We start from the raw sequence: 22,921 nt of genomic DNA on the forward strand, positions 1-22,921 counted from the left end.
TACTTGATATAAGGGCTGCTAGCTAGTTGAGTACCCGTTTCTGAATACTTGATATAAGGGCTGCTAGCTAGTTGAGTACCCGTTTCTGAATACTTGATATGACCACTTACTACTTTAGCTTTCTGGTTAGAAGTATGCAGCCCTTGATTAGAAAATACTGTTTCCGTCGTATTAATAGCAGCGTTAGAAGTTGAAGATAAAATTGCTGCTACGATAATTCCATTAATCATTTTTAAATCTCTCTATTCAGGGTTAATTAAAGTGTTAACTTTTATTTGACATCTGAATAGAGAGTTGCAGTTGTTATACCAATGTTGCTTAAATGGCGGTTTTTTTACTTTGTTTTTTTTGATTGATGTTTAATAATTCGGTGAAATCTTTTTCTGGAACAGGCTTACTAAAGATGTAGCCTTGGATTTCTTCACATTTTAAGGCTTTTAATATATTTAATTGCGCGGTTTCTTCTACACCTTCTCCGACAACAGATAAGCCCATGTTATGTGCGATAGTAATAATGCTATCGACCATTTTTAAATCACGATCTGATTTATCGATATCATCCACAAAAGATTTATCAATTTTCAAACAATGAATTGGGAAATGTTTGAGATATGAAAGCGATGAATACCCAGTACCAAAATCATCAAGGGCTAGAGTCACCCCCATTTGGGCAAGCTGATTCATTACTTTGATGGCATTATCTGGATTTTTAATAATGGTACTTTCAGTAATTTCTAGTTCAAGGTGACAAGCTGGGAGCTTTGTGAGCTCTAATACACTTAATATGCGTTGCTGTAAATCAGGTAGGGCAAACTGTCTTGAAGATAAGTTTATGGCTACACGGCCGTTAAATACACCTTGTTCGCGCCACTTTTGTGCTGCAAAGCAGGCTTTACGTAAAACCAGATCGCCAATTTCGACAATTAAACCATTTTCTTCAGCAAGTGGAATAAATTCATTTGGCGGGATGACACCAAATTCCGGATGAACTAATCTAACTAAAGCTTCCATTCCAGCAAGGCTGTCTTGTTTTAAATCGACTTTGGGTTGGTAATAGACTTCAAAGTAATCTTCTTTTAATCCTTCTCGGATCAAGTTTTCTACTTCTAATTGGCGTAGCGCATTTTTGTTTAAAGACTCTGAATAGAATTGGTAACGATTGCCACCCCCTGATTTGGCATGATACATAGCGATATCTGCTTTTCTTAATAGGGCTTGTTCATTTTGCTCATCTTCAGGGTATAAAACTATCCCGATACTTAAGCTAATAACGAGGGATTCGTTATCAACTTTAAACTCTTGTTTCAATGAGTCTATTATTCGAGAGGCGATAGCCGCACATGAACCAATATCAGGGTTATGGTCAACTAAGATGGCAAATTCATCACCGCCAAGACGATATAAACTAACGTGATTTGGAATATTTTCTTGAAGCCTACGAGCGACATCAATAAGTAACGCATCACCAGTTTGGTGGCCTAGCGAGTCGTTAATACGTTTGAAATTATCTAAATCCAATACCATTAATGTATGGTGGACGTTTTTTTTCACTAGATTGTTCAAGGTTACTTGTAAACTAGAACGGTTAGGTAGCCCGGTGAGCAAATCACTATTGGTTAATTTGCGTAGTTCTTCTTCTTGCTGTTTACGACGAGTAATATCTGAGAATACCCCTACGTAATGACTGGTTTCGCCTTGTTCGTTGTATATAGCATCGACGGTGAGCTCCATTAAGAAATGGCTACCATCGCCGCGATTGGCCTCTACTTCATTACTCCAGCTGCCCTGTTGGGCCAAAGCTGCGTGAATTTGGTTAGAGTAGCTGTCAGGGTAACGAGTAAAGTTAAATAATTGTCCAAGAAATTCAGCTCGGTTTTGGGCGGTTAATTGACAACAAGCATCGTTGACTTCAACAAAATGAAATTTGTCATCTAGAATAAACATGCCTTCAGAAATGTTTTCAATTGCTCTTTCGAATAGTCTTAATTGTTCTTCGGTTTGTTTAATATTATTGATGTTTTTGATGGTACCCGTCATACGCAGCGGTTTTTCTTTGTGATCCCTTTCAACAATTTTTGCTCTATCTAGTACCCAAACCCATTTGTGTTGAAGGCTTTTAACGCGGTATGCAACTTCAAAATGATCTGTTAGCCCTTTAAAGTGGTCATTAAGGGCTGTTTTAACTCTATTTTGATCAAGGGGGTGAATATTGCTTTCTTCTCCAGGTTTTCCTGAGCGATGGCCATCTTGAGGAAACTCTAATGTTCCCCAGATATTGGATCGGTAAATTTCACCGGTTTCAATATCCCAATCCCACATTTCATCACCGCTACCCCATAGTGATAATTTTAATCTTTCTTCACTAAGGGCTATTTGTTTTTGTATTTCTCGTCTGCGTAAAATTGTCTTGGCTATGAGTAGCAATATTAATAAGCCCAATACGGTATAGGATAGTTTTGCTTCAAAAGATAAATACCAAGGCGGGGTTATAGTCACTTGTATTGATTTTGTTTCTCCTTGCTTGCCTGATAAATTATTAATAGCATAAACGTTAAAATAGTAAGTGCCAGCAGAAAGGTTAGTATAAGTTGCTGAGTTAATATTTTGAGCAGGTAACCAATCGTCATTTAACCCTTCCATTTGATAATAAAAAGTGTAATCGTCCAAAGACTTGCCTGGTGTAATAAAAGTAAAGGAGAAAGGATAGTCTGAGTATTTTAGCGTTATATTTTCTTGGATGTTAATTGGTTTTGATAAGATATCTCCACCAAGTTTTTCTGTGATGTTAAAAACCTGAAAATCGGTCAGAGCAACTTTTGATGGGATTTCACTAATGATTTCATTATATATTTTTTGAGGGTTGATAATACTTATTCCACTTGAACCAGTAAAAAGCATATCATCCCCAGTAATTATTGAACCTTGAGAGTTATAATCATTTTGCGCGCCATTTTTATTTGATATTGAGGTGTTTTTTAGGTTTATTTTGTTAGTGATATTTATTTCTGTATCCGAAGCCGAGACAATAAAACTATCTAAGATTTCAATTGAGTAAACTATTTTGTTATTTTGGAATATTTTTTGTAAACTTAAGTCTTTAGTTGAAAGCTTTAAAAGTGAATTTATTGTACCGAATAGTATGTGATCTCCATCTAAGGCAAGGCTCATTACCATATTTTTATCATATACTTTATCTTTGTTCTTACCCGTGATTCTGAACAAACCACCTTGGGTAGCAGCCCAAAATGTATCATTTTCCCTTAGTACTTGAAATACCGGATAACGCTCACCTGTGGTTATAGTTTGAATTAAATTATCATTTTTTAAAATTAGTATTTTTCCATCAATGGTTGATGCATAAACCAACTTCCTTGCTTTATCAACTGTTACATAGATTACTTGTTCATCAGATAGTTTTATTGTCGTTAATGAGTTTAAATCAACTTTAGTCAATCCATTGATGTTACCGATGTACAAATTGTCATCTAATAATTCAATAGATTTTGGTCCTTGTATATTGTTCAGTTTTATAGTCGATTTTTCTTTTAAATTATTATCTAATATTTTTACTTCAGAATTGCCAGTTGCAATAAAAATACTATTCTCATTTGCTGTTATTGACCAAGTATTTCCATTGATTTTTTTAGAGGTCTTTATTAGATTCTTATTTCTATCGATTTTTATTAGTCCGATATTAACGTCTGCAACAAAAATAGATGATTTTGTTTCTGTTATGATCGGTCTTGTTATTGAAGTGTTGGCAGTAATATAACCGATATTTTTTATTTTTTTATTTTTTGAAACGGTGACGAGATTTGAATTGATTATTGATGTTATACTATCGTTTCTTTTTGATTGTTCCAAATACATGAGTTGATGATTTGAAAACTTCATCTTTAGGTTGTTTTTGAAACTATAAAGACCATTTGGAGATGATATAATAAGCTCATTGTTTAAAAGTCCAATATCATTTGAATTGTGCTCTATGATAGATAAATTGTTTTTTGATAGTTTAAATACTAAGCCATTATAATTTCTGATAAAAAAATCATCATCAATTTTAATTATTCGTTTTACTTCTTGTAATATTTTACTTTCATAACTCCAAATAACCCGAGTTAATTGCTCATTTAAAATGATGATTCTATTATTAAGACCAAGCGCGATACCTTCTGGTAGATGTGCAAGGTGCCAAATCGATTCATCAATAATCTTACCATCTATTACGATGGGGATAAATTTTTCTGAATTTTCATCAAAAACAGCTAAGCCTTTATCAGTGCCAACAATAAGCCTATTTTTTTCATCAATAAGCAGTGTTTTTACAAATGAGCTGGGCAAGTTTGTATTGTTATTTTCTGCATAGAAATGCTTAAAATTGACTCCGTCAAATCGATTAAGTCCGTTTACTGTACCGACCCATATATAACCTTGGTGGTCTTCGACAATACTTGTCACATTCGGTTGTGATAAGCCATTATCGACAGTAAAGGTTTCAATGTTAAGGTTCAACTCATAATCATTACTTTCAATAGCAAAAGCCGAAGACGAAATGCTTTGAAGAATAAAAAATGCGCATATTAAGAATGGTCTAATCATTGACATATTAAGGATACTTTTGTCTGCTGCAATTGATAATTATTTACAATAAAGTACCACTTTTTCAGAAAGTTAAGCCTTTGTCAAAAAATGGTTGATTTCTAAGGTTGTGAATGATCAGTATAGTGTTTTCTTTGTAGGGCATATAGTGTTTTCTTTGTAGGGCATATAGTGTTTATTTAGTGTTATTTGTTTCATAATTATCTAATTTTAACGTTTTTATAGCGTATTCCACTGGGTTGCTGTATTTATGCGCAGTTTAGTAAAGTAGTAACAATTAATTATGTGATTAAGTTACGGGTGAAAAATATTACGTTTCTCAAAAATTAAACTTCTCTGCTTGCTGCTTAAAGCCTTTCAAGTCTGTTATCACTTGAGTGTTAGCAATAGGCTCAAGTTGTTGATGCTGCTCTCCAACATTAAATAACACTAATCGGTCACTGTGCTTTGAGCGCATATTTTCTGCGATAAACTTAATCAAATCAGCGCGGGTGAGCTTTTTAATTTCCTCTATTACTTTTTCCCTTTGATTAAATTCATAATCACGATTACCAAGACAGACCCAGTAGCGTTGGCTTCGGCTTTTCAAACTAGCATCTTTTTCTGAAATTTGGTTGATCAAACCTTGCTTAGTAGCTTCCCACTGCCCCTTGGTTATCTGCATGACTGCATAGTTAAAGTCCGCGATAAATTCATCGATGGCTTCAAGAAGCTTTCGTGGCGCAGTTGTGGGTGATTGGATGTAGAAAATCATCCCCGGGTGTCGATTTAAAGGTAAATAGCCCGTTCCGACCATATAGCCAAGTTGTTTTTCTGTTCTGAGTTCATGGAAAAATGTCGAAGACATCGTATGATTTAATAAACTAAACAGCCCAATTTGATGGGGAGTTGTTTGTTTTGATTGGTAGTAAATAATGATCGCGCTGTCTTGATGCTCAATGTTGAGTTCGCGCATTAACATGCCGCGATTAGACAGATTAATGAGTTCGCGACTAGATTCGTTACTGGGTTTTGTTACCAATGACAGAACCTGTTTTAAGCGTCTCGCCAGTTGCTGGGCTTCACTCGCTAACCAGTCACCATAGACTAAACCTTCAACATAAATTTTTTCATAAAATGCCCCTACGTGTTCATGTAATTCATCTAGTGTCACTTCCTCTAGCATTTCTGCCATTCTAGTGGGCTCGTAAGAGCGTTTCTGCAGTGTCACAGTCAAGCTAGTGAAGAGCTGCGCGATGGGTTTGGCTTGGGCTGCGTTAGTCCAACTACGGATAAGCTGCTTTTTGATAAGTTTAAACCTATCTTGGGTAAAGTTTCGCTCTCTGGCTTTTTCAATTACTAAAGCTAATAGCGTTTCTTGATTACCGGTAAAGCCGGTTAGATGCAGTGTTATTCCACCTTGATGAGGGTAAATATTATAATTTAGTCCTGCTACTTCAGCCTGATAAGTGGCTTCAGCGAGGTAATCTAGCACCATCTCAACATACAGTCTTGTTAACGCGGCATGCTTTGGGGTGGGGCTAGCTTGATCTGAGTCCAAGGATAAATATAAATGTCCTTTGGGTACGTTAAACTCATCATCTTTACGATGCCAAAAACGATAACCTTCATCTTCAGCCACAATGGTCGGCACAGCACTGGTACTTAGTTCACTTCTAGCTTGTGGGTCGTCAACGATAAAAGGATTTTTAAGGGGTAATTTTAGTTCTTTTCTTGGTTTTACCTGCTGCCAATGGGCCACTTTTTCTTTTGAGATCTCCTCAATAGAGTAAGGGGTAAAATACCATTGCGCCTGAGTGTCAGTACTTACTTCCTTTGAGAGTAACTGAGTACGCATGTTGTTAGGATTAAAATAATGAAGTAACTCAAGAGTTTCTGTCTCAATAAGTTTATCCATTCGGTAATCACCGTAAACCACATCTTCAACATCATAGTGCTGCATGTTGATACTAAGGTGGCTGGCAAGATCTAGATTTTTGATTTGTTCTTGAAATTTAAAGGCTGTAGATAACAGGCTTGCTCTTTCTTGATAACGCCAAGGCTCAATGCCTGACTCTTTAATTAATTCAAGGTATTCAAATGTGCAGGTTACGATTTCATCAACTTGCGTTAAACCTTTGTCGGTTAGCTGGATACTGATGCTGTAATCTTTGAAGTTGTAACCACTGACCCCACCACCTGCCGATAAATTATTGGCTAGACCATGCTCTTTTAAATATGACAGTAAACTACCAGGACTTTCATTGCCTAATAAGTGACTAATGAAAGTCAGTGGTTTGGTTTTATAAAAAGGTTCCATGCTAGGCAGGGCAAAACTAATATTGAGCCTCTTTTGCTCTTTTACTGGCATGATATTAATTTTTTTTAGTAATAACTCTTGGCTTAAATAAGGGGTGTCAGGGTAGCTCTTTATTATCTTTTTATTATTAATAGCACTGAAATATTGTTGTACTTTTTCAGCTTGCTGGTCTAACGATAGCGGCGATATTAGGCATAATGTCATAATGTTGGCGCTGTATTTTTCTTGATAGAAATCCAGTAATTCTTGGCGCACATCAGCTTCGTCGCCTGCTAAGGTTTGCAGATTGCCCACTGAAAATTTACTGAATGGATGTGCTGGGTTGATTGATTCTTTTTGTACTTGGTAAACCCGTCTAATATCGTCTTTAAGCTTTAAACTGTATTCAGAATCAATGGCATGCCTTTCTCTATCAACGAGTTCTAAGTCAAATTTAGGAGCGATAAAAAATTGACTAAATCGGTCTAAAGATTCTTCAAATTGCTCAGCATCAATACTATAGAAAAAATTAGTTTGTTCAGTGCCTGTCCAAGCGTTGTTGGTACCACCATGGTGATTGATAAACTGATGATATTCACCAGAATCTGGATACTTTTCAGTGCCTAAAAACAGCATATGCTCTAAAAAGTGCGCCATGCCGGGTCGTGAAGTGGGGTCGTCAAAGTGACCCACAGATACGGTCATGGACGCTGCCGCATGGGTAGCCTGGGTATCTTCAACTAATAACACCCGCAATTCATTTTCCAAAACCATATATTGGTATTGGCGATGATCATTTGGGCTTTTCACTATTTCAGGCTGTGTAGTGTCTGGTTTTATGGTCAAGATAATGCTCCAGATGAGAAGGCACTGTATAACGACTTGAGTAACTACTTGGGTTCTTTGTTGCTCACTTTGCAACTATTAAAAAAGTAGTTTGAATATATATAGTGATATTGTTAGCGGTTTTTAGCAACTTTTAGTCACACTGTTGAAAGAGTTTAATAGCTTTTCAGAATAATACGCATAAAATTCATAGAAACATCGACTAAAGACTAATTAATTTTACTTCATAGTTTCTTTGTGGATGAATTATTTAAGGCTACAATTAGCCAATAAACACTATAATAATGAGTAGCGAGAGAAGTATGCAGCTATTTTTAATGCGCCATGGCGAAGCAAGTTTTGACGCCCCATCTGATAGAGAGCGTATGTTATCTCAAGTTGGGCGTAATCAATCAAATACCATGGCCAATTGGTTAACGCAGAAAGTAAACAGTGTCGATTTAGTGATAGTAAGTCCTTACCTAAGGGCACAACAAACATGGCAAGAAGTGGCTAAACATCTACCGGAACCAAACAAATGGTTAGTGTTAGATGATATAACGCCTTCTGGCAGCCCTCAAATCGCTGTTGATGCTATTTTAGCTTATGCTGAACATTACAATGCTCAAAAGGTGTTAGTTATCGCTCACATGCCTATTCTAGGTTATATGGTCAGTGAATTAGTTGCAGGTATGGAGCCTCCGATATTTGCTACATCGGCTATTGTATCGATTGATAAAAACGAACACGGTTTTCATTTTGAGCTAATGCAAACCCCAACTCAAATAAGCGCTTAAGTTCTTCCAATGAGTGATAGGTAACTGCAGTTATTGAATCTTGGTTGAGTATTTAATATAAAAGAGCCTTTTAAGGCTCTTTTTAGTTTTGGCTCAAGATAATTATTTAAATGCTTGTCGTTATTAACTGTAAATAGCCGCTATCTTCTATGGGGATGCTCACCAATATCAATCAATACCAGTAGCGCAGCATCAGCGCCCCATTCTTTGGTGGCTTGATGAAAGGCTTTGACTTTTGGGTGTTGAGCCAGCCACATGGGTAATTGCTGTTTTAAAATCCCTGAGCCATAGCCGTGCATGACGCAGCAACAGATAACATGCTGTTTCACACAGGCTTGTATTAAGGCTGCAAGCTCAAGTTTAGCTTCAGCTTGTCGCATGCCGTGCAAATCAAGTAACAAGTCAGGTTGGTAATCACCACGGCGAAGTCGTTTTAATTCAATCTTTTCAACACCATCGTTTAACCAGCGCATCGGCCCTTCAACGGGGAGTAACGGCTGATAGTTATCTGAAAAATAACTGTCGGCATAAACCTGCTGTTCTTTGATTTCGACTTGTTGTTTAGTTTTGACTGACTGTTTAAAATGATGCTTATCTTGGTTTAATGGCCTAATACCATCCAAGTGCTCTGAAAACAGTGCAAAGTCAGGGTTAGTTTCTTTATTCATGCTGCTATTGTATTGAATTCTAGGTCATCTTAATAGACTTCAGTTACAATGTGCGGGAACAATTTTTCAGGAGCGATGTTTTGGATAAAATCTTTGTAGATGAAGCTGTCACCGAATTAAGAACCGTTGGCGATATGTTACGTTGGGCCGTTAGCCGTTTTAACGATGCCAACATTTATTATGGTCACGGAACTGATAATGCTTGGGACGAAGCGATTGCTTTGGTTTTTTACGCACTGCACCTTCCTGAAGAAATCGGCCAGCAAGTGGTTCATGCCAATTTAACCAGCAGTGAAAAGCATAAAATAGTGGAATTAATTATTCGCCGTGTTCGTGAGCGTCTACCTGTTCCATATTTGACTAATAAAGCACGCTTTGCTGATTTAGAGTTTTATGTTGATGAACGTGTGTTAGTACCACGTTCTCCAATTGCTGAAATGATCAACAATAATTTCAGCCCTTGGCTTTATAACAAGCCAGTTCATCGTGTGATGGATTTATGTACCGGCAGTGGCTGCATCGCAATTGCGTGTGCCTATGCATTTGAAGATGCAGAAGTCGATGCATTAGATATCAGTGAAGATGCACTTGAAGTTGCTCAAATTAATATTGAATCCTTAGACGTGCTAGATCGTGTTTTCCCTATTCAGTCAAATATGTTTTCTGCTATCCCAAAAGGGCCGCAGTACGATTTGATCGTATCTAATCCACCATACGTAGATGAAGAAGATATTGGCGATATGCCAGATGAATATCATCATGAGCCTGCCATTGGGCTGGCATCGGGTCGTGATGGTTTAGATTTAACCAAGCGTATTTTAGCTAATGCATCAGACTACCTAACAAAAGATGGTCTGTTAGTGGTTGAAGTGGGTAACTCAATGGTGCATTTAATTGAGCAGTTCCCAGACGTACCATTTACATGGGTTGAGTTTGAACATGGCGGCGATGGCGTGTTTGTATTGACTTATGATCAGCTAGTTGAAAATGAATCACTTTTCGCCATCTACAAAGATAGTGAATAATAGGGATAGTGAATAATAGCTATTAGCATAAAATTTAGCTGAGGTAATCAGAACGCATGTCAGGAAATAGTATTGGTCAAAACTTTGTAGTGACTACCTTTGGAGAAAGTCACGGTGTCGCGTTAGGTTGTATTATTGACGGTTGCCCTCCAGGGCTTGAGTTAACCGTTGAAGATATGCAGCATGATCTCGATCGTCGCCGCCCTGGGACATCTCGTTATACCACCGCGCGTCGCGAAGCTGATGAAGTTCGTATTTTGTCAGGGGTATTTGAAGATAAAACTACCGGTACATCGATTGGCTTATTGATTGAAAATACCGATCAACGTAGCCAAGATTACTCAAATATTAAAGACTTATTCCGTCCTGGTCATGCTGATTACACTTACCAGCAAAAATATGGCTTGCGTGATTATCGTGGTGGTGGACGTTCATCAGCGCGTGAAACGGCGATGCGAGTTGCTGCTGGCGCTGTAGCTAAAAAATATTTAAAGCAAGTACATGGTATTGAAATCCATGGTTACATGTCTCAGCTAGGTCCTATCTGCGCTGAATCAGTTGATTTAAATGAAGTTGAGCAAAATGCCTTTTTCTTCCCTGATGCCAGTAAGCTTGAGCAACTAGACGAATACATGCGTGATTTGAAAAAATCTGGCGATTCAGTCGGTGCTAAAATTACCGTGGCAGCAACAGGTGTTCCTGTTGGTTTAGGCGAGCCAGTATTTGACCGTTTAGATGCCGATATTGCTCATGCGTTAATGGGTATCAATGCGGTTAAAGGCGTTGAAATTGGTGATGGCTTTGGTGTGGTAACCCAAAAAGGCTCAGAAGGACGTGATTTAATGTCGCCAGCAGGATTTGAGTCTAACCATGCGGGCGGAGTACTTGGCGGTATTTCTTCTGGTCAGCCTGTTGTTGCGCATATTGCATTAAAACCAACTTCTAGTATTTCAGTACCTGGTCAAAGTATGACTGCTCAAGGTACCACAGCAGATGTGGTCACTAAAGGTCGTCATGATCCATGTGTTGGTATTCGTGCTGTACCGATTGCCGAAGCCATGCTGGCTATCGTATTGATGGATCACTTACTTCGTCATCGCGCGCAAAATCAGGACGTGGTTTCCCAAACCCCTGTCATCGGAATGAAGTAATGCCTAATTTGTTAAGCACTGAGCCAAAAGCAGTTTGGCTCAGTGCTTGTTATTTCTTTTTCTTTTCCATCCTCGGTTTAATGGTTCCTTATCTCGGTGTGTTTTTCGATAACCGAGGCTACAATGCGCAAGAAATTGGTTTTCTCATGGCAATACTCATGGGAACACGCATCATTGCACCTAACGTTTGGGCGTTTGTCGCTGATAGAACGGGCATGCGCAGTGAGTTAGTTAAGTTTGGATCAGCTGCCGCGGCGATAACTTACATCAGTTTTTTCTTTGATGCTGGTGTGGTTTACCTTGCCATTAGCTTGTTTATCTATACCTTTTTTTGGAATGCAATTCTCGCTCAGTTAGAAGTGATTACCCTTGAAAGTTTGGGTGATGAAGCGCATCGCTATGGCGCGATTCGAAGCTGGGGCAGTGTCGGTTACATTTGTTTAGTGGTGGCTGGTGGCTTTGCTATCAGCCAGTTTGGCGCTGACATATTGCCCTCAATTGGCATGCTGTTATTCATCGGTATGTTTTTGTGTTCCTTGGCGTTGCCTGCTAATCGAGTCAACGTTGCTGACGCATCTTTAAGGCCCCCTTTAAAAATTACCGCGCCTATATTTTGGTTTTTAGTCTCAGCCTTATTATTACAGATGAGTGTTGGGCCATTTTATGGCTTCTTCGTACTTTACCTAAAGCAAGCGGGTTACTCTGAAGCGAGCGCGGGGTTATTTGTCGCTTTTGGTGTTGTGGTCGAGATCTTAATGTTCATGCTAGCACCAAGGTTACTGGGTCGGTTTGGGGTTAAATTATTACTGCTACTCAGTGTGGCATTAACGGCTGTTCGTTGGTTGTTGTTAGCTTATGGGGTTGATAGCATCTTAATTTTATCCATTAGCCAAGCGCTGCATGCCTTTACTTTTGGTTTAACCCATGCGGCTTCTATTCAGTTTATTCATCGTAATTTTGATATTGCCCATCGCAGCAAAGGCCAAGCCATGTACGCCAGTATCAGCTTTGGTTTTGGTGGCGCGCTCGGTATTTGGATAAGCGGGCTTATTTGGGGTGATGGTTCTGGCTCTACCAATACTTGGATTTTTGCCGCTATGTGTGCATTTTTATCTATGCTTGCCGTTATGGCCATTTCAGAGAAAAAAAAGGACGTTATTTCGTGAAGCGTTTTCGTTTAGGTTTGATTATCAATCCGCTTGCTGGATTAGGTGGTAGTGTCGGGTTAAAAGGCTCTGACGGTGTTGCGACGCAAGCTATTGCAAAAGGCGCTGAGCCCAAAGCGCAGCTTAGAATGCAACAAGCTTTAGAGGTTGTGCTGCCATTTAAAGATCAAATCGATATTATTACCGCATCCGGCGCGATGGGGCATGATTTAGCCCAACAGCTTGGGTTTAATACTGAGTGCGTTTATCAGTCTGCGAATATAACCGAAGCTAAAGACACTCAATCAGCCGTTAAAGCACTGATCAATGAATCGTTAGATTTACTGTTATTTGCCGGTGGTGACGGCACTGCCAGAGATATTTATAGTGTCATTGAGCAAGATGATACTGCGCTTTTACCTGTGTTAGGTGTGCCTGCTGGGGTTAAGATTCACTCTGGGGTGTATGCGATTACCCCCCATGCTGCCGGTGTTGTGGTTGAAATGCTGTTAAAACGTGAATTGGTGAGCTTGATGGATGCTGACGTGATGGATATTGATGAAGTGGCGTTTAGGCAAGGTGTGGTAAAAGCTAAACGATACGGTGAAATGCAGGTGCCTGCAGAGCCACGTTATATTCAAGCGGTAAAAATGGGCGGCAAGGAAGTCGATGAACTGGTGTTAGCTGATATCGCAGCTGATGTGATTAGTCAGATGGAAGATGAGCTGTATATCATAGGCAGTGGCTCTACTGTTGCTGCGTTAATGGAAGAGCTCAATATTGATAACACCTTATTAGGTGTTGATGTGATTCATGATCAAACCTTAGTAGCCAGTGATGTTACTGCTAAGCAGTTAATTGAGCTTACTCAGCATAAACCCACAAAACTGGTTATTACCCTCATTGGCGGTCAAGGCCACATATTAGGTCGAGGTAATCAGCAGTTGTCTCCAGAGCTAATAAAACAAGTTGGTAAAGACAATATTATTATCCTTGCTACAAAAACTAAGTTAAAAGCACTTGAAGGCAGGCCATTAATTGTGGATAGTGGCGACCCAGAATTAGATAGAGAGCTTACGGGCTATTATAAAATTGTTACTGGATACCACGATTACGTGATGTACCAAGTGGCAAATCCAGATTTATCGGAGAGCTAAACCATGTTAGAAAAATATGATGCTGCATTAGAGTCATGGATTGAAAGTAACGTTGCCCATGGCGATGATGATGCGTTATTTGCCAGTGGTTATTTGCAAGGCCATATCGCTGTTGTATTGTCACAGCTTGAGCAAGAGCAGACTTCTGGCATCGATGCATTAGATGATAAAATGGTCGATTGTTTAGCGCTAGCAAACGATGAACTAGATGAAGCAGATTTCAGTCTAGTCAAGGCTGCATGGTTACAGCTTCGTCAAATTATTAGCGACATTAAATAATCTATGACTAAGCAAACTGTTTCAATTGGGCTTGTTAACCCAAAAACACCAGTAAATGTTGGCGGCATTATGCGCGCTGCTGGCTGTTACCGAGCTAATTCGGTTTTTTACACTGGTAATCGTTATGCATTGGCGGCACGTTCTGGTGAAGCGCAATATGACATCGATACCAAAAATGCGGCCGCTACTATTCCGCTCACCGCTGTTGAGTCTTTACTTGAGCAAGTGCCACAAGGCGCAAAAATCATTTGTGTTGATCTAGTGGTTGGCGCAACGCCGCTGCCTTTGTTTGAGCACCCGCAAGATGCATTTTATATTTTTGGCCCTGAAGATGGCACCATACCCCAGCAAATTATCGATGCCGCGGATGATGTGGTTTATGTGCCAACGGTCGGTTGTATGAACTTAGCTGCGTCAGTGAATGTATTGCTTTATGACCGCTTATCAAAAAGCACTCAAATAGCGGCAGACGATGAATTAATTCGTGAAAGTCGCGACAATAATAATCGTACCAAAGTCAAAACTTGGCTAAAAAAGTAAACGGTTAATTGGATCAGCGTTAATCGCCTGGTAATAACTAAAGCTCAATAAGATAATGTCCTATTGAGCTTTTTTATGCCTGATTTTTAGATGCTTAAGTGGCTATTTGTTGTATTTGTTCAAAAAAGAGCTTAAATATTCCAAGCCACTTTTTTGTGTTGCTACTTGTGTTGTTACTTGTGTTGTTACTTGTGTTGCTACTTGAGTTTCTGCTTGTGCATAGGCTCGAGTTAGCTCAGCTTGTAAGCAGTGATAAATTGCAGTTTCATGTTCTGCTATAAGTTCAAATGTCGGTGCTAATTGACGGCTCTCTTGACTATCTTGAAGCTGACATTGCTGTAACCATTGTCGATATTTTACTTCATAAGGTTCAACCCATTGGCTTAAGGTCTGCATTAATTCAAGCCAAGGTAAGTCGATCCACTTTTTGGCATCGTCATCGCCTTGTGCGGTTAATTCAGCGGTTTTAAACACATATTTTTGAGGTTGTTTCAAAAGATGCTGTAGTAATAACTCTGCGGTAACCGTTTCTACTTCCACTAACGCCTTCCAGAGCTTATTTTGCTCATCATTATCGTCAACATTTTCAAAGTAACTAAAAAATGCAATGCCGTAAATCTCGCCTTCGTAAGCTTTATGGATTAGATGATTCATTGTTATCTCTGTCGATTGAATTAAAAGGCTCAATTAGCTTAACGCTTTACCTTTGAGTAACTTTCTTAACCACATTCGATTGGGGTTAAGCATTGCCAGCATTTCATAGCTAAGTGGTGGCGTGTGATTGCATATCATTGCCGCTAATGCCTCTGCAGCTAAAGGCCCAGAACTTAGACCTCTTGAGCCAAGTCCTCCCAAAATGAATAAATTGTCATAGCTTGGTGCTTGGTGTTGCTGCCAAAACTTTCGGCTAGTGGGACTATGCTGATGTTGCTCTAATGGCTGCTGATTATATTGGGCATAAATGGCTTCAACATTAGGGGCGAGTCCCATCATAGGGCAATGATCACGAGTAACCATTCTAACGCCCACTCTGGCGCTGGCAGCTGATACATCAATATCGCACAGCCAGTTACGCTCAGGAAAACTCTGATGCATTTTTTGGGCATTTTCTAATTGCTCAGTGGGACTGTAATCTACATTATCGGGCGACTTTACATAGCTTGCCCCAACACAGTGGCGCTGATTATTACTGGGAGTGAGATAGCCGTGGGCGCAAATCACCGTATCAAGTTGAGCCAGTTCACCTTGGCTGGGTATATGGCTCACTTGGCCACGAAAGCCTGTGACCTGTAATAATTTAGTTTGTTTAAAATCAGTTAATTGAGCCCCTGAAGCGATGACGACTTTACCATGCCTAAAGCTATCATGTTGCTCGTTGTCATGACTGGCGTTAAGTTGCCAGTAAGCACTCTGAGAGGGCACTTTGCCATCTTGTGTTAAGTCAATGTCGTGCTCAAGGCTGTTAACCCGTTCAAGACTGTTAACTCGCTCAAGGCTGTTAACGCGCTCAAGGCTGTAAATTTTAGTGTTGAGCTTAATTATTAATTTACAGCCATTTTTTTCTGCAACTGAAGTGGCATGAGCAATGGCTGCCTGAGCAAATTCAAAAGGGCAGATCCAACCAGCCCAAGGATAGTAAAAGCCATTTTTGTTGATGTCGATTTTTGCCAGTTGATTGGCTTGCTCAGCGTTAACACTGAAAGCAATTTCTTTTGGCCACTGCTGACCAAGCATAATTTTATTCAGTCTGGCATCACTGCGCTCATCAAACCCAGTTTGCAGTACACCACAAAATTGATGGTCAATCTGGTGACCTAACGCTGTTAATTGCTGCAACCTACGGCGACTGAATAAAAAAGCTTGTTGAAAGTACTGACTCATCAGGTTGTTATCAGGAGTGAGTAGGGGATAAATAGCGCCTTGCTTATTACCCGATGCGCCATCAGCCAATTGGTTATCTTTGCAATAAATGGTGACACTCTGCCCACGTTCAATCAGTGATAACGCCAAATGGGCTGCAGCTATACCGCCACCAATAATGGCGATAGTGTCGTCACTGCTTTGATGATGTTCACTGCAAGGGCTCAAGCAATAGGCGTAATGGCTATCAGTACTGCGGCGCAGCGCTTGGCGCTCTTGTAAGGCAATAGAATCGTGTTTTTGAGTATCAGGTTGACATTCACTTTTCTGGTTAAAAATATTATTTACGCCAAAACCGCTTCTGCTGGCTAATAGGTTAAGTTGTTTAAAGCTCGTTGCGTTATCATTGTCACTGGCAGAGTCAAAATAGTGAATATTGGCTGTATCTTCACTCAGTCTGCCCATTTGCCACAGTAACTTTTCACTAAGGTATTGATCTATATATTGGCTTGTAATCGTATGAGGTAAGCAATGCCAGTTTGATATCAACATTTTTTCGGCGTTGGGAATACCTTGGCAATTTTCTAACAATGAACCGAAATACAGATCAACAGTGAATAAACCTTTGGCTAACACCAATCTTTGGCAACCAGATATTTTGGCGATACAAGCTTGCTGAAGGACTAAGGCTAATTCATAAAATGGATCTTGTTTATCAAGATGTTGATGTAAAAAGCCTAATTCAGCTGAATTTATAGGATTAGGTTCAAATATGCTGAGCAGTGTTTTTTGGTTTTTTGTTAGAGATAACTGCCATAGTGACATGAGCTCCATACCAATACCGAAGCCTATTTGAGCAATCGATAAGGTTTTATTTGAGACAGCTGCATCAGACAGGACAGTTTGATGATAATGCCTTATGCTAGAGGCATAATCAGGATTTTGACAGTAACTACTTGGATATTTGGCCGAAAATGTTGCACAATCTCGGTCTATAAAAAGGAAGTCAGTGGTTAATTTGGTCAAAGTTCGTTACTCAAAATGATTCAATTGAGATTATTTTACCTGTGTTTGCTGAAAGCTGACCACTTTATTCATCTAAAGCGGATATCATTGCCACAGCAAAATTAGGTACTGACATGTACAAAATGGATAGCATAAAATGAAAAGAGTCGTAATTACAGGTTTAGGTGTTGTTTCTAGCATCGGTAATAACAAGCAAGAAGTGACAGAGTCATTGAAAGCTGGACGTAGTGGTATCACCCATTCAGATCAATTTGAAGAAATGAAATTACGTAGTCATGTTTGGGGGGATATCAAATTAAACCCTGCTGAGCATATTGACCGTAAGGCATTACGCTTCATGGGAGACGCAGCAGCTTACGCTTATATTGCAATGCAAGAAGCAATCAGTGATGCTAATTTGACAGAAGAGCAGTATTCTCACCATCGCGTGGGTTTAGTGGTCGGTACTGGCGGCGCATCATCTAAAAATCAAGTACAAGCAGCTGACACCTTACGTGAAAAAAGCGTAAAACGTGTTGGCCCTTATATTGTACCGCGCATTATGGCCAGTACGGCGAGTGCTTGTTTAGCGACCCCATTTAAAATTAAAGGTATGAATTATTCAATTAGTTCTGCTTGTGCAACTTCAGCACATTGTATTGGCCATGCAGCTGAGCTTATTCAAATGGGTAAGCAAGATATGGTATTTGCTGGTGGTGCAGAAGAACTAGATTGGACCCTAACCATGGGCTTCGATGCTATGGGGGCATTGTCAACTAAGTATAATGACACGCCTGAAAAGGCTTCACGTACTTACGATGCTGACCGTGATGGTTTTGTTATCTCTGGTGGCGGCGGGATTGTTGTCGTTGAAGAGTTAGAGCATGCATTAGCTCGTGGCGCAAAAATCTATGCGGAAATCATTGGTTATGGCGCATCTTCTGATGGCTACGACATGGTTGCACCGTCAGGTGAAGGTGCTGTGCGTTGTATGAAAATGGCGCTAGCTGATGTTGATACCCCAATTGATTATATCAATACTCATGGTACTTCAACCCCAGTTGGTGATGTGCGTGAGCTTGAAGCTTTGCGTGAGGTTTTTCCGACAGACATGCCTCCAGTTGCATCAACTAAATCATTGACTGGCCATGCATTAGGTGCAGCCGGTGTTCACGAGGCCATTTATAGCTTAGTGATGATGGAAGATAGCTTTATTGCACCAAGTATCAATATCGATACCTTGGATGAACAAGCCGTTGGTATTCCTTTAGTCACTGAGTATCGTGATGCAAAGCTAACGACTGTGATGAGCAACAGCTTTGGCTTTGGTGGCACTAATGCCACTTTGGTTATGCGCAAGTATAAATAAGCTTAGACAGCGACTTTATTAGTCGTTCGTATAAAGTAATCAAAGCCTTCTAGTCGACAGACTAGAAGGCTTTTTTGTTTTTTTTGACCTTTAAAGCAGATTAAAACTATTTTTACACATAGCTAATCAATGCGGCTCGAAAACAATATTTCTAATTCATTGATACCTATGCATTCTAATAACTTGATAGAATAAGCAGATAATCACAGTATTTATGGCTAATTACACTTATGAAAATCGTTGCCGATGAAAACATGCCTTATGTGGAAGCCTTATTTGGGCACCTAGGGACAATTGAGCGCGTAAATGGTCGCTCATTAGCACCAGAGCAACTGATTGATGTTGACGTGCTGCTAGTTCGTTCAGTTACTAAGGTCAATCAAGGCTTATTGTCTAAAGCAAACAAATTACTGTTTGTTGGCAGTGCCACCATAGGTACCGACCATATTGATTTAGCCTATCTTAAGCAGCGTAATATCCCGTTTACTAATGCCCCTGGATGCAATGCCACAGCGGTGGGCGAGTATGCTTTTATCGCCATGCTTGAATTGGCTAAACGCTTTAAGCAGCCAATAAAAAATAAAGTTGTTGGCATTGTCGGTGCGGGTAATACCGGTTCAGCATTAGAAAAGTGCCTAAACGCTTATGGCATGAAAGTACTGTTATGTGATCCTATTTTAGAAAAAAGTGCTGCGGATGAACGCCAGTTCGTGTCATTAGATACCATAATCGAGCAAGCCGACATCATCAGTTTACATGTGCCGATTACCAAAGAAGGCGCAGATAAAACCTGGTATTTATTCGATGAAGCTCGATTACTGCAGCTAAGAGAAAATACCTGGTTATTAAATTGCTGCAGAGGTGAGGTCATTGATAACCGAGCCTTGATAAAAGTTAAGCGTCAACGTGACGATTTAAAACTGGTTTTAGATGTATGGGAAGGTGAGCCACACCCAATGGCTGAGCTGGTGCCGTTAGCTGAATTTGCGACTCCTCACATTGCTGGATATAGCTTAGAAGGCAAAGCTCGGGGCACCTTTATGTTGTTTGAAAAATTGTGTGACATCCTAAAGTTGCCCCATGAGAAATCAGTATCGAGCCTGTTACCGTCATTTTTTATTAATCAATTATCCGTGGCAGAGCAACCGACAGAAAGTCAGTTACTTACCCTTGCTAGACAGGTTTATAACCTCAAAGATGATGACGAATTATTTAGAAAAACCTTTCTAAATCACAATGGCTTCGATCATATGAGAAAAAATCACACTCATCGACGTGAATTTAGTGCATTGTCGCTAGTCAACACGGGTGCTTGTAAGGTAAATTGGGTCTATAAATTAGGTTTTTCAGGAGTCGAGCGTTAATTATGTCACAGGAATTTAATGTTGTTGTTTTAGGTGCGTCGGGCGCAGTGGGTCAAACTATGATTGAGATCCTTGAAGAGCGAAACTTTCCGGTTGCAAACTTATACCCATTAGCCAGTAGCCGCAGTGCAGGTGAAACCGTTAGCTTTAATGGTAAACAAGTCGAAATTCTAGATGTGGATACGTTCGATTGGAGCACGGCTCAAATTGGATTCTTCTCCGCAGGTGGTGACGTCTCAGCTAAGTGGGCCCCGATTGCTGCAGAGCATGGCTGTGTGGTGATTGATAACACCTCACATTTTCGTTATGACATCGATGTGCCATTAGTGGTACCAGAAGTTAATCCGCAGGCCATCGCAGACTTCCGTAATCGTAATATCATTGCTAATCCTAACTGTTCAACCATTCAAATGTTAGTGGCGCTAAAGCCTATTTATGATGCATTTGGTATTTCACGTATTAACGTGGCAACTTACCAGTCTGTATCAGGTTCAGGTAAGCAAGCTATTGAAGAATTAGCGGGTCAGACGGCCAAACTACTTCAAGGTTTACCAGCTGAAAATAAAGTATACCCAAAGCAAATTGCTTTTAACGTATTACCGCAAATTGATGTGTTTATGGACAATGGTTACACCAAAGAAGAAATGAAAATGGTGTGGGAAACGCAAAAGATTTTTGGTGATCACGATATCGTGGTTAATCCAACAGCGGTGCGTGTTCCGGTTTTTTATGGTCACTCAGAAGCAGTGCACCTTGAAACTCGCCAACCTGTTGAAGCAGAAGAAGTAAAAGCCGTCCTACGTGATGCTGAAGGTATCGTGTTATTTGAAAATGATGAAGATTATCCAACGGTAGTGACAGACTCTGCAGGTACCGATCCAGTATTTGTTGGCCGTGTGAGAAAAGATATTTCTCATGATTACGGTATAAATTTATGGGTGACTGCCGATAACATCCGTAAAGGTGCTGCTTTAAACAGTGTTCAAATAGCCGAAGTCTTGATTAGAGATTATTATTAATACGATAATATCCCTATAAATAGAGCTATTTAGATTAAAAAGCCTGCAGCCTGCAGGCTTTTTTCATTTTAGCGTGGTTCACAGTAGCAGGGTAATTAAATCTGGTTTATAGTCTTATGAATACTAAAACTAATAAATACAATTGCCTAAAGCCAGTTGTCATGATGACAACCCCATAGCGCTCAAAGGAAAGATTGATGATTCTTCGTACTGCTTATTTTGTTGGCATAATGGCCTGTGCTTTGGCCGCTGTTTCTGCTTCTTCTACGGTTGAGCCTGTCCATGCTCAGACGCTAAAAATTACCGGCCCCAACGGCGAAGTCAATTCTATCGTTGCCCGTCAATATGGTCCTACAACTTCAGCCGACACTTTTTGGAGTATTGCGCAAAAGGTTAGGCCCAATCAAAATATCACCATATACCAAGTGATGGCGGCACTTTTTGATGCTAATCCCCACGCCTTTAGCAGTGATAATTATAATTCTTTAGAGCGGGGGATGACGCTGTTGGTCCCTTCTGCAGATGTGATGGCGCAAATCCCCAAAGCGGATGCCAAGCTTCGGGCTGAAGATAATGATAAACGCTTCGCGAATGCCAATATAACGGTCAAAGCGCCGCAAAAGCCTGCGGTAAGTGCTGGGCAAACGAGCGCAACTTCAGCTCAAAAACCGTTAGCCATCGTAGCTGAAAAAACACTTAAAAATACAGTCGAGGTTAACCAACCTCTCATTGATGAGTTAACCGTTAAACTCGAGAACGCACAAAGTAAAAGTTTATCTTTAACCGATGAATTGGCGCGTTCAGAAGATATGTTAATGATTAAGGACGCTGACAACGCAGCCTTAAAAGCGAAGATAAAAGAGCTGTCTTTGCAGCTTTCTGTCTCACAAGAAGAGTTACAATTACTTTCTGAAAAGCACACTGAACTTGAAGCGGCCTACGCGCTATTGGTTGCTGAAAATGCTAAGCCAACAGTCATTGAGCAGCCAACTAACTTTTGGCGGTCAATTGCTGACAACATGATATTGCTTGCCGTTATCGCGGCATTACCGCTTATTATAATCTTTCTGATTATTTTCTGGCTGATGCGCCGTAAAAATGAGCAGGATGAAAGCATCAATGAAACACCTCAAGCTGCAGTGGCTGAATCATTAGCCGTTACGGATGATATTGACGATCTCAATGACTTAGCGATTCATTTAGATGAAGAAGACTCTACGGAAGATTTGCTTGATCTAGATATCACCAACGAAACGCAATTATCTTTAGATGGTGCTGATGATGTTGATATGTATATCGAAGATGAAAAGGCTAGCGAACAAATAGCTGAAGGCACCTCACTAGATGATTTGTGGTCTGAAGCCATGAATGAGCAAGAAGTCGAATTGGCGTCTATAGAAGACGAAGGAGACTATTTTGAAAGCTTACTTGACGGTCTTGATGAATCAGCAGAAGTTAAACAAACAGACGAAGAAGATTTAGACAGTTTACTTGCAGACTTTGATTTACCAGCAGAGGATACTACTGAAGTTGCACCAGAACTAAGCCAAACAGATACCCAAGATGACATTGACAGCTTACTGGCTGATTTTGATTTACCGACGGATAATGCTGGTGAAGTTGCTGCAGAAGCTGAAGCTGAATCTGAAGTCGCACCAGAACCAAGCCAAACAGATGTTCAAGATGACATCGACAGCTTACTGGCTGATTTTGATTTACCGACGAATAATGCTGATGAAGTTGCTGCTGAAGCTGAATCTGAAGTCGCACCAGAACTAAGCCAAACAGATACCCAAGATGACATCGACAGCTTACTGGCAGATTTTGATTTACCGACGGA

The 22,921-nt window shown here is 40.0% G+C and carries 16 protein-coding genes and 1 pseudogene; 11 read left to right on the plus strand and 6 right to left on the minus strand.

The window, feature by feature from the left end; all coding sequences use genetic code 11:
* The 3 genes from AB4140_RS17315 to AB4140_RS17325 all read right to left on the minus strand — a co-directional run.
* The coding region (locus AB4140_RS17315) for a hypothetical protein (RefSeq protein ID WP_372001929.1) at positions 1-230 on the minus strand (230 nt) is incomplete at its 3' end.
* An 88-nt stretch (positions 231-318) separates the two neighbouring features.
* Positions 319-4,605 (minus strand): EAL domain-containing protein, encoded by a 4,287-nt coding sequence (locus AB4140_RS17320; protein ID WP_372001931.1) that lies wholly within the window; start codon positions 4,603-4,605, stop codon positions 319-321.
* 313 nt (positions 4,606-4,918) lie between these two features.
* Complete coding sequence (locus AB4140_RS17325) at positions 4,919-7,651, minus strand: insulinase family protein (RefSeq protein ID WP_372001944.1); 2,733 nt, start codon at positions 7,649-7,651, stop codon at positions 4,919-4,921.
* Between the two features lie 374 nt (positions 7,652-8,025).
* Here AB4140_RS17325 and sixA point away from each other — a divergent pair, with 374 nt between their 5' ends.
* Positions 8,026-8,499 carry a phosphohistidine phosphatase SixA gene (gene sixA / locus AB4140_RS17330; protein WP_102437476.1) on the plus strand — a complete coding sequence of 158 codons (474 nt, stop codon included), beginning with the start codon at positions 8,026-8,028 and terminating at the stop codon, positions 8,497-8,499.
* A gap of 140 nt (positions 8,500-8,639) precedes the next feature.
* Here sixA and smrB read toward each other — a convergent pair whose 3' ends face one another.
* Complete coding sequence (gene smrB / locus AB4140_RS17335) at positions 8,640-9,167, minus strand: endonuclease SmrB (protein ID WP_372001933.1); 528 nt, start codon at positions 9,165-9,167, stop codon at positions 8,640-8,642.
* Positions 9,168-9,247: 80 nt separating this feature from the next.
* Here smrB and prmB point away from each other — a divergent pair, with 80 nt between their 5' ends.
* From prmB to AB4140_RS17365, 6 genes and pseudogenes are all read left to right on the plus strand, one after another.
* Positions 9,248-10,192 carry a 50S ribosomal protein L3 N(5)-glutamine methyltransferase gene (gene prmB / locus AB4140_RS17340; protein ID WP_102437472.1) on the plus strand — a complete coding sequence of 315 codons (945 nt, stop codon included), beginning with the start codon at positions 9,248-9,250 and terminating at the stop codon, positions 10,190-10,192.
* Between the two features lie 56 nt (positions 10,193-10,248).
* Positions 10,249-11,343, plus strand: coding sequence for a chorismate synthase (gene aroC, locus AB4140_RS17345; RefSeq protein WP_102437470.1), 1,095 nt, complete (start codon positions 10,249-10,251; stop codon positions 11,341-11,343).
* Entirely contained in the window at positions 11,343-12,509 is a 1,167-nt protein-coding gene (locus AB4140_RS17350; protein ID WP_102519754.1) for an MFS transporter, read from the plus strand. Before aroC ends, AB4140_RS17350 begins: the two co-directional genes overlap by 1 nt.
* Positions 12,506-13,645, plus strand: a complete 1,140-nt coding sequence (locus AB4140_RS17355; protein WP_102437466.1) for an ATP-NAD kinase family protein — start codon at positions 12,506-12,508, stop codon at positions 13,643-13,645. The genes AB4140_RS17350 and AB4140_RS17355 overlap by 4 nt, the downstream gene beginning before the upstream one ends.
* Before the next feature lie 3 nt (positions 13,646-13,648).
* A complete protein-coding gene (locus AB4140_RS17360) occupies positions 13,649-13,924 on the plus strand; it encodes a YfcL family protein (protein ID WP_076537149.1) in 276 nt (91 codons plus the stop codon).
* An 18-nt stretch (positions 13,925-13,942) separates the two neighbouring features.
* Positions 13,943-14,464 (plus strand): annotated as a pseudogene (locus AB4140_RS17365) (RNA methyltransferase); the annotation flags it as partial.
* Between the two features lie 102 nt (positions 14,465-14,566).
* On the opposite strand, the gene AB4140_RS17370 reads toward AB4140_RS17365, so the two are convergent.
* Together AB4140_RS17370 and mnmC are read right to left on the minus strand one after the other, a co-directional pair.
* Positions 14,567-15,118: a hypothetical protein gene (locus AB4140_RS17370; protein ID WP_372001936.1), complete on the minus strand. Its 552-nt coding sequence runs from the start codon at positions 15,116-15,118 to the stop codon at positions 14,567-14,569.
* A gap of 33 nt (positions 15,119-15,151) precedes the next feature.
* Entirely contained in the window at positions 15,152-17,149 is a 1,998-nt protein-coding gene (gene mnmC, locus AB4140_RS17375) for an FAD-dependent 5-carboxymethylaminomethyl-2-thiouridine(34) oxidoreductase MnmC (RefSeq protein ID WP_372001938.1), read from the minus strand.
* A 337-nt stretch (positions 17,150-17,486) separates the two neighbouring features.
* Between mnmC and fabB the strand changes: the two genes are divergently transcribed.
* The 4 genes from fabB to AB4140_RS17395 form a co-directional block, all read left to right on the plus strand.
* Positions 17,487-18,698, plus strand: a complete 1,212-nt coding sequence (gene fabB / locus AB4140_RS17380) for a beta-ketoacyl-ACP synthase I (RefSeq protein ID WP_372001940.1) — start codon at positions 17,487-17,489, stop codon at positions 18,696-18,698.
* A gap of 230 nt (positions 18,699-18,928) precedes the next feature.
* Positions 18,929-20,062 (plus strand): 4-phosphoerythronate dehydrogenase, encoded by a 1,134-nt coding sequence (locus tag AB4140_RS17385; RefSeq protein ID WP_102476952.1) that lies wholly within the window; start codon positions 18,929-18,931, stop codon positions 20,060-20,062.
* A gap of 2 nt (positions 20,063-20,064) precedes the next feature.
* On the plus strand, positions 20,065-21,081 hold the full coding sequence (locus AB4140_RS17390) for an aspartate-semialdehyde dehydrogenase (RefSeq protein WP_102437458.1): 1,017 nt from the start codon (positions 20,065-20,067) through the stop codon (positions 21,079-21,081).
* 197 nt (positions 21,082-21,278) lie between these two features.
* On the plus strand, positions 21,279-22,921 hold a 1,643-nt coding region (locus AB4140_RS17395; protein WP_372001942.1), incomplete at its 3' end, for a FimV/HubP family polar landmark protein.

This window comes from Shewanella sp. 10N.286.51.B2 (assembly GCF_041469265.1).
In the GTDB taxonomy this organism is placed as follows: Bacteria; Pseudomonadota; Gammaproteobacteria; order Enterobacterales; family Shewanellaceae; genus Shewanella.